The 8174-nt window shown below is 42.0% G+C and carries 6 protein-coding genes; 5 read left to right on the top strand and 1 reads right to left on the bottom strand.

Annotated elements, in window-relative coordinates; translation table 11 throughout:
* Nucleotides 1-521: 521 nt before the first annotated feature.
* The 5 genes from BIY37_RS10670 (at nucleotide 522) to BIY37_RS10650 (ending at nucleotide 6549) form a co-directional block, all read left to right on the top strand.
* Nucleotides 522-899 carry an outer membrane protein assembly factor BamC gene (locus tag BIY37_RS10670; RefSeq protein WP_230402506.1) on the top strand — a complete coding sequence of 126 codons (378 nt, stop codon included), beginning with the start codon at nucleotides 522-524 and terminating at the stop codon, nucleotides 897-899.
* A gap of 143 nt (nucleotides 900-1042) precedes the next feature.
* Nucleotides 1043-2827 carry an FAD:protein FMN transferase gene (locus tag BIY37_RS10665; RefSeq protein ID WP_070067830.1) on the top strand — a complete coding sequence of 595 codons (1785 nt, stop codon included), beginning with the start codon at nucleotides 1043-1045 and terminating at the stop codon, nucleotides 2825-2827.
* A complete protein-coding gene (locus tag BIY37_RS10660) occupies nucleotides 2793-3332 on the top strand; it encodes a hypothetical protein (RefSeq protein WP_143299253.1) in 540 nt (179 codons plus the stop codon). The genes BIY37_RS10665 and BIY37_RS10660 overlap by 35 nt, the downstream gene beginning before the upstream one ends.
* Nucleotides 3333-4068: 736 nt before the next feature.
* Nucleotides 4069-5283 carry an MFS transporter gene (locus BIY37_RS10655; RefSeq protein WP_080325033.1) on the top strand — a complete coding sequence of 405 codons (1215 nt, stop codon included), beginning with the start codon at nucleotides 4069-4071 and terminating at the stop codon, nucleotides 5281-5283.
* A gap of 9 nt (nucleotides 5284-5292) precedes the next feature.
* Nucleotides 5293-6549: a tellurite resistance/C4-dicarboxylate transporter family protein gene (locus BIY37_RS10650; RefSeq protein ID WP_070067828.1), complete on the top strand. Its 1257-nt coding sequence runs from the start codon at nucleotides 5293-5295 to the stop codon at nucleotides 6547-6549.
* A gap of 386 nt (nucleotides 6550-6935) precedes the next feature.
* Here BIY37_RS10650 and BIY37_RS10645 read toward each other — a convergent pair.
* A partial coding sequence (locus tag BIY37_RS10645; RefSeq protein ID WP_179129373.1) for an SBBP repeat-containing protein occupies nucleotides 6936-8174 on the bottom strand: 1239 nt, incomplete at its 5' end.

Below are 8174 nucleotides of genomic sequence, written 5' to 3'. Positions count from 1 at the left end.
CCCGTTTTCCCTATCGGCTCCTAACTATTCTGAGAAAATATTCTCTCTCACCATCAGTTTCGCTGAATAGTTACAAATATTCTGAAAATTGAAGTCATTGCTCTGCCAAGTTTTCGATGGGGTGTAAAAAGTAATCTGTGTGAAAACATTACAATCGTAATTTTTCAACAATTAACAAAAGCTATGCCTTAGAGGCTGAAGAAATATATTTTTTGTGTTGTCTTTGCAACTATAATATTTGTATACGCTTATAAATCCCTTGAAAAATGGCGAAGAATAAATTATGTCAAATTGTTTCAAAAAATGCAGTATAATTACTGCATATATCACATATAATTACTGCAGTGAGCCGATGTACGGTAAAAAGTTGAACAAAGTGTTTGTAAAAGAATATCATTTTTGTTAGTATTTTTATTTTTATGAATCCAAAACGAATACTAAGGTTTTGTTACATAAACATACCACTCTCGATTGTGTTTTTAACGGTCATTCTTAACGGATGCGCTACAAGGCATTTTAGCTTGAGAAACATGACCGATGTTTCCCGATATTTTAATAAGGATAAAAATACCGTATGGGATGCGGTAACCCAAGCCTTAGCAGGAATTCCCATCGAAACGACAGACATGGAACTGGGACTTTTAAAAACTCAATGGGTAAAAGGCTGGTTGGCGAAGAAGACTACGGGTTTTCTTACGGAAGGTGAGTGGCAAGGTCGTTATCGCCTGTTTATCCAGGTAACTGGGGTAGAAGATAAGACCTATGTTTCCATAAAAGCACAGACCGAAGAAAAAGCGCCGGGTGGTAGCCGGGCATATCGATGGAATCGTGTTGTGTCGGACGGCACCATAGAACAAGACTTTTTAAAAAGGATAGAAAGTATCCTTGATGCCACATAGCTCCTTCACAAAAGAAGGATATTGGTGCATTGCTTTCGTCCTTTTCAGGAAAGTGTCTTTTGCAATTGCGTAGAGAAACTTTCTCAAACTAACCAAAAATACATTTTCAAAAACAGCAAACATAACTATCCATTAAATTTCTTATGGCTTCAAAGCAAATAACATTCGCCGGTATTTTCTTCTTTTCATGGGTCGTCATCCTATCTTCCTTTATTTCAAAATCTTTAGAGGCTCAGACAGCGGCTGAACCGTCAGAGAATTTTCAACTCCAGACGTATCTGACAGAAGAACAAGCGCTTGCCCTCGTATTTCCCGATTGCGATGATATTGCAACCGAAGTTATTACCATGTCTCACGAAGAAAAAAACGATCTTGAAAAACTCCTGAGCAGGAGACTGTATGAAGATGGGTTTAAAGTTTATCTCGGGAAAAAGGACGGGGTTATTCAGGGTTATGCAATTATTACCGAAGAGATTGGTAAGTTTCACCCCTTTACCTTCATTGTAGGTGTGACCCCAAAAGGGAAAATTAAGGACATTGCAGTCCTTGTTTACCGTGAAAGCCGCGGAGGAGAGATTGTCAAAAAACGCTTCCTTTATCAGTTCGTCGGCAAATCTTTCAAAAATCCTATTCGTATAAATAAAGACATAATAAACGTTACCGGTGCAACCATGTCCGTACAATACCTGTGCGCCGGCGTGAGAAAGGTGCTTGCTGTCATTAATGAATATTACCTCAACGGGAAAAAAGCTGAGAATTCTGCTACGCATACAAATGAACCTGCCGTGATTCCTCAGAAAACAGAGCCGATACACAGTGCAAATACATCCCAGAACGCAAATAACCGGGTAGCCCGTGCTCAGAAAGGCGCAGAACAAAGTAAGAGAGAGACTGGCAGGAGCGAAGGGGCGTCTTCTGAGGTAAAAATGGTAAAGCAGACCCGCATGATTATGGGCACCTTTGCTGAGGTGTCGGTATATTCAAAGGACGAAAAAACTGCTGGTCAGGGTGTTGAAGGGGCGCTGAATGAAATGGAACGTATGGACCGCATCATGAGCAACTACAAAAAGGACAGCGAACTTTCTCAACTCAATAAGAATGCTGCAAAGGCGCCTGTGACATGCCGTGGAGAACTCCTTGATGTGATTGAGCGGTCGCAATATTATAGCGGGCTCAGTGGAGGCGCTTTTGATATTACGGTCTCGCCTGTTGTTGCTCTATGGGGATTTTTTCGTGAAAAAGGACGTGTCCCTTCTGACAAAGAAATAGAGCGGGTTTTGCCCGCCGTCTCCTACAAAAACATTGTCATACAGAAAAGCGCCGATCCAAAAAAGCCAGACACGGTATTTTTTAAAAATACCCAGACGCAGATCGATTTGGGCGCTATCGGAAAGGGATATGCCGTAGATAAAGCATTGGAAATAATCAAAAAATATGGCATAAACAATGCATGCATCAATCTTGGTGGAAACATTTATGTGCTGGGCACATCACCTGGCAAAACGGCATGGAAGATTGGCGTACAACATCCGCGAAATAAAGAGGAAATCCTTGGCTATCTGGAACTCAAGGATGAGGCTACAGCTACATCGGGAGATTACGAACGTTTTTTTGAGATGAACGGAAAACGTTATTCACATATTATCAACCCGCTTACGGGCAGGCCGGTAACCGGTACTATTGCAACAACGATTGTGGCTCCCACGGGGACGGAGGTTGATGCGCTGTCGACCAGCCTTTTTGTGTTGGGTTTTGAAAAGGGTCTGGATCTTGTAAAAAAATTTCCCAACGTCCATGCCATGATTATCTACGAAGGAAACGATGGGAAAATCATGGTTGCTATGACAAAGGGGTTTGCAGATAAATTTAAAAAAACTCCGGTGAAAGGAGAAGATGATGTCAAATGGCATGTGGTCGCTTCCAATTAGCAATAAGATTTTTTTTACCTTTTTTTTGTCCATTATGATTGTTGCTCTCGGCGTTGGGTTCCTCAATTATTACGAACGGACAGGATTTTCTACGCAAAAGACGATACGCTACTATTGTGGCGATAAAGAAGAAGAGATGGAAGTTCCTTTATCTGCCGAAGATGATAAATCAAGACTCGAAGAAGGGTTGTTTTTCTCAAAATCCTATCGGGAGCTTTTAGAGGTAACACATACCCATATCTTTTCATTGCCCATTGTCATCTTCATCCTTTCACGCATAATGGCTATGACGCATACCAGGGAAGGATTGAAGGTTACGGTCTATGGGGTGTCATTTATGGGAATTCTGTTGAATCTTTCCGCGCCATGGCTTATCAGATACGCATCCCCTAACTTTGTAATCACCTTTACCATCTCCAATATATTACTTATTCTGAGTTTCGGTGCATATATCTTTATCCCTCTGTATGAAATGTGGTTTAGAACAGATCACGATGCAGCATAGCTGCAACCAGGTTTCTGCCTGTTTTTTTGAAAATTTTTTTGCAGTTTAATGTCTTGCTATTGTTAAGCCAGCATATTAAATATGCGCTTATTCCTTCGATAAACAATACGGAATCATCGCCGTCAACCATTTCCCCTTATCCTTCTCTTTTCATATCGACTCTATGAAACAAGGAATTTTAATTGTAGAGGAATTTTCATTTTATGTAACACTTTAGTTTTTTGAAAATTTCCAGTAAAAACCGGATATTAAATGTAGTAGGGGCAGGTTTCAAACCTGTCCCTTCAAGACAACATTATTCATAGGGACGGTTTTTAAAAAAACTAAATCGGTGCCATTTTATTTAAACAGGAAAGAGTGGCACGGACAAACGTTGTTTGTTCGTGCCACCCTGTAAGCGAAGACATAACTTGTTCAGATTGGCGTGCAGCAGCAAGCAGAAGTTCCCCTTTGAAAAGAGACGTCGGGAGTTGTATAATGCTCTGATATCATGAGAAAATATACCACCATATTTCCTTTTTTGTGACCATTTAGTTTTTTGAAAAAGGCAGCGCGGGTCCCTTGTGGGTGGCTGTGCGGGGGACTTTGTCGTAATGGTTCGAAAGGCCGTACCATGTATGGCGCTACATATTTTATTTCGTGCCAATTGCGTAGAAGTGTACGAATTTTTCAAAAAACTAAATGGTTACCCTTTTTTAAAAAGGGTTAACCAGAGATCTTAAGGAGATCAATTTTTATGAATCCATCAGTACAAACATCTCCAATGCAAACGCCACAGGGAAATACCAGGGTGCTTATACTTGCAACCCTGGCATTTGCCGTATGCTTTGCCGGCTGGACACTCTTTTCTCCTCTGGCTGTATATCTGAAGACCGAATTTAGACTGTCTTCCACTGCCGTGGGATTGTTACTCGCAACGCCGGTCTTGCTTGGCTCCATTGTCAGGATACCCATTGGTGTCTTAACCGACAAATTTGGTGGCAGACGGGTTTTTAGTGTCCTGCTCTTTTTTGGCTTTTTCCCCATGTTTATTGCAGGCTTTGCGCAGAGTTACGGCTTTTTACTCGTCTGTGGGTTGTTTTTCGGTTTGATAGGCACATCATTCGCCATTGGGATTCCACAGATATCACAATGGTATCCTAAAGAAAAGCAGGGTCTGGCCTTGGGAATTTATGGTGTGGGTAATATTGGTTCTGCTATTGCCACGTTTGGAGGGCCATTCTTTGCAGAATCTTTTGGATGGCATAAGGTTTTTATGATCTACTCAGCGCCGCTGCTTATCATGGCCTTTGTTTACTGGTTTTTTTCTGAGGATGCGCCAAGACCGGCGCAGGTAAAGCCCCCGACCTTTGGAGATAAACTGAAAGTATATAAGTCTTCAAACTTAATCTGGGTCTTCTGTCTGTTTTATTTCATGACCTTTGGTTTCTTCGTAACCTTCTCGTTATGGTTGCCCTCTTACTTCAAGGACTTTTATAAGGTAACCCCGGTGAAGGCAGGCGGTTTTACGTCAATATTTGTATTCGCCACCACTTTTTCCCGCATTCTGGGGGGATATCTTAGTGATCGCATATCCGGAAGACGTATTTTAATCGTCCTTTCCACGACGATACTCAGTATTCTGATATTCCTGAATCTGGATGTGTCATTCGTGACTGCACTCATAGTTTTTTATCTGATGGGGATTTGTCTGGGAATAGGGAATGGAGTTGTGTTTAAGCTTGTAGCGGAGTATTTCTCAAAAGATACAGGCACCGTTGGTGGAATGGTGGGTGCTGCGGGTGGTCTTGGTGGTTTTTTCCTTCCCATTATCTTGGGCACAATCAAAGATTATACGAATAATTATTCTTTAGGATTTATCTTCGTATCCCTTATTTGTCTGATATGCCTCTCGTTTATGGAAGAAGAAACGATAGCAAAGATGCATAAAAAAGTGGCGAATGCTGCATAAGGTAATATCATGAGTATATTAAAGATTGCAACGTATTCATTGAATGTCCGTTGGTTTACTGTCGTTGTGGCAACGATTATGATCGCATCCATTTCTCAATTATACGGATATGAGAAAGTTGTGCCGTATCTTTTCATGATAAGTCTGGCCATATTCCTCTCTGTGATGGTTTTTGAAATTGTCCGGATCGTATTGTTTTACAAAGAAATCCTGCACGAACTACTGAACCCGGGAAAAACATTTAATTTTTTTACTATTGCCGTAGCCGTTAACTTAACCGGCGTTTGTTTTTCAAGGGTATTTCATATGCACACAACGGCCTGTATATTCTGGTATGTGGCTATAAGTCTCTGGCTTGGCATATCGCTCTCTTCATTTAGCATCCTGTTTCTGCATCGTAAACTTGAAGACAGAAAGATCGAGGATGTATTTCACGGCGGTTGGTTCTTTGCAACGGTAGGCACACAATCGACTGCCTTTCTGGGATTGGTCGTTGCAGAACACGCAGTACGGCACGTACTATTCATCCAACTGTTTTCGTTTGCTTTGTGGTCAATCGGGGCGAGTTTGTATCTCATTTTTATGGCGTTAATCTTCTTGCGGTTGATTTTCTATCATTTCGGTAATGATGCAGAACTATCTCCTTATTGGATAAATGCCGGCGCCGCTACATTTACCACGCTTACAGGCGCCACATTGTATCTGCATATACACACGATGAGTAGCCCGTTAATAGAAACCCTCCCGTTTCTCAAGGGACTTTCCATGTTTTTCTGGTCTGCCGGATTATGGTGGATGCCATTCCTGGTAGTCATGGCCATCAGAAAACAGGTTTATAACGAAGATGGTCTTACGTTTACGGTAGGTTATTGGGAAATAGCCTTTGTTATTGGCCTGCATGCCATCAGCACACAACAATTCTCCCGCCTGTTTGAAGGACAGTATCTTATGATAATGTCAAAGTGTTTTTCCATCACGTGTGTTATTGTTTGGGTCTTTTCGTTTCTCTTTACTATTGTTCATTTAGTTAGATCATCGATATGGGTGCCCGTTAACGATCTGACAATTAACTCCGTGGTTCCCTATAGCTTTAAACTACACGGCAGACTTTTCCGCGTGAAAGAAATCGTAAATGAATGGCTGGACCAAACAATTCAGGGAGTATTAAAAAAGCGGTACTGCATAACTACCAGCGACAATCTTACCTGTTGGATTTCTTATGATATGCAGGCAAAAAAATGGTACTTTGATCAGGTCAGGGACTAATCCGCACTTCTCGGGATGATTGTAAGCCCGTGAGGGAAGCGGGCAGACCAGAGATCCCTGAGGGATTACTAAATCAATATTTTGTTCATTCGTAATGAATGTGAGCAAAAGTGCACGTGCTGGTTACTTTTTTCTATGACGATTTATACACAGCGTCATTAATCAGATACGAATATGTCATTCCCGCGGAAACGGGAATCCAGAAAAATACGGGATTCCGGGTCAATCCCGGAATGACAGGCAGGTGTAAACTTATGTCGCTATGTATAGATTTTGAAAAACCCTCTGTATAAATAATATTATCTGGTAGGGACAGGTTTTAAACCTGCCCCTACGCTGCATGCAATATCCCTTCTTTGTTGAAAATTTTCAAAAAACCCAAGGGTTTACGGTTTTCTTACCTTTACCGTTACGTCGCCTGTCAGGTTTTTATGTTTGAATCGCACTATCGCATTACCCGTCTTATTCACTGCGGTAATGGTAAATGTTGCCTGACCATTCCCATCCGTATATGCCTCTGCCGGTGAAACATTCACGAGTTTTTTACCACTCATTATCTTAGCCTTCACTGGCTGGCCTACGGTCGGGGTAGCACCTTTACAGGTTAAGGTTACGGTTTTTTGCGCACTTGCCCCTATCAAAAGCTTCAGAGATTTTGGTTTTACGTCAAGCTTTTTTGCTTTACAGAGGGATGGCGTTGGTGTCGGTGTCGGTGTATCTGCCGTAGTAGCTGTAGCTGTCGGCACTGGCGTTGGTGTGCTTGGTATAGGTGTGACCGTTGACACTGATGTTGGTGTTGGTATTGGCGTATCTGCTGTAGTAGCTGTCGGCACTGGTGTTGTGCTTGGTGTAGGAGTAGGAGGTATTTCTGTAAAATCATCGAATTTTACGACAAAGGCATCATGGGATCCATTTAAAGTTTCTTGGTATGCTCCTGTAGTGGTAGGAAAGTCGGATGACCCACTTAATCCAACTACGAAGACATTATCATTTGAGTCCAGGGCAATGCCGAAGCCTTTTTCATAGTCACTTCCTCCCAGGTATGTGGAAGCGAGGAGACTCGTCAGGGTGTTGTTGAACTTAGCGACGAATGCATCCGTCTCGCCGCCATTGAAGGTTTCATCATATGCCCCCGAAGTGGTGAACAGGTCTGTTGACCTCGTATATCCTGTTATAAAGACGTTATCACTTGAGTCCAGGGCAATGCCATAGCCATAATTATCACCATTCCCTCCCATGTGTGTGGAAGCGAGGAGATCTGTCAGAGTATCGTTGAACTTACGGATAAATGCATCAGTATATTTATTGGTAGATGGGTTAAGGGGTAGACCACCTGCTGAGAAATACCCTGTTACAAGGACGTTACTGCTTGAGTCCAGGACGATACCGTTACTACTAAGATCAGCCATACCACTTCCAAGTAGATATGTGGATGCGAGTAAGTTCTTTAGATCATTGCTGAACTTAGAAAGAAATCCAGAATAATATTTACCATTCCAGCTTTCAATATAAGCCCCCGGAGTGGTAGGCAGATCTGTTGACTCCGTACGTCCCGTTATAAAGATGTTGTCGTTTTTGTCCAGAGCAATACCTCTGCCTTCATCCCAATCACTTCCTCCCAGGAA

The organism is Candidatus Brocadia sapporoensis (assembly GCF_001753675.2).
GTDB lineage: Bacteria > Planctomycetota > Brocadiia > Brocadiales > Brocadiaceae > Brocadia > Brocadia sapporoensis.
Note: the sequence above shows the minus strand (reverse complement) of the source record. Positions and strands in the feature narration are given on the sequence as shown.

What these genes read in the sequence shown, in the direction of transcription:
- BIY37_RS10660 (WP_143299253.1), top strand. Translation starts at nt 2,793, where the DNA reads ATGATGTCAAATGGCATGTGGTCGCTTCCAATTAGCAATAAGATTTTT.
- BIY37_RS10655 (WP_080325033.1), top strand. Translation starts at nt 4,069, where the DNA reads ATGAATCCATCAGTACAAACATCTCCAATGCAAACGCCACAGGGAAAT.
- BIY37_RS10650 (WP_070067828.1), top strand. Translation starts at nt 5,293, where the DNA reads ATGAGTATATTAAAGATTGCAACGTATTCATTGAATGTCCGTTGGTTT.
- BIY37_RS10665 (WP_070067830.1), top strand. Translation starts at nt 1,043, where the DNA reads ATGGCTTCAAAGCAAATAACATTCGCCGGTATTTTCTTCTTTTCATGG.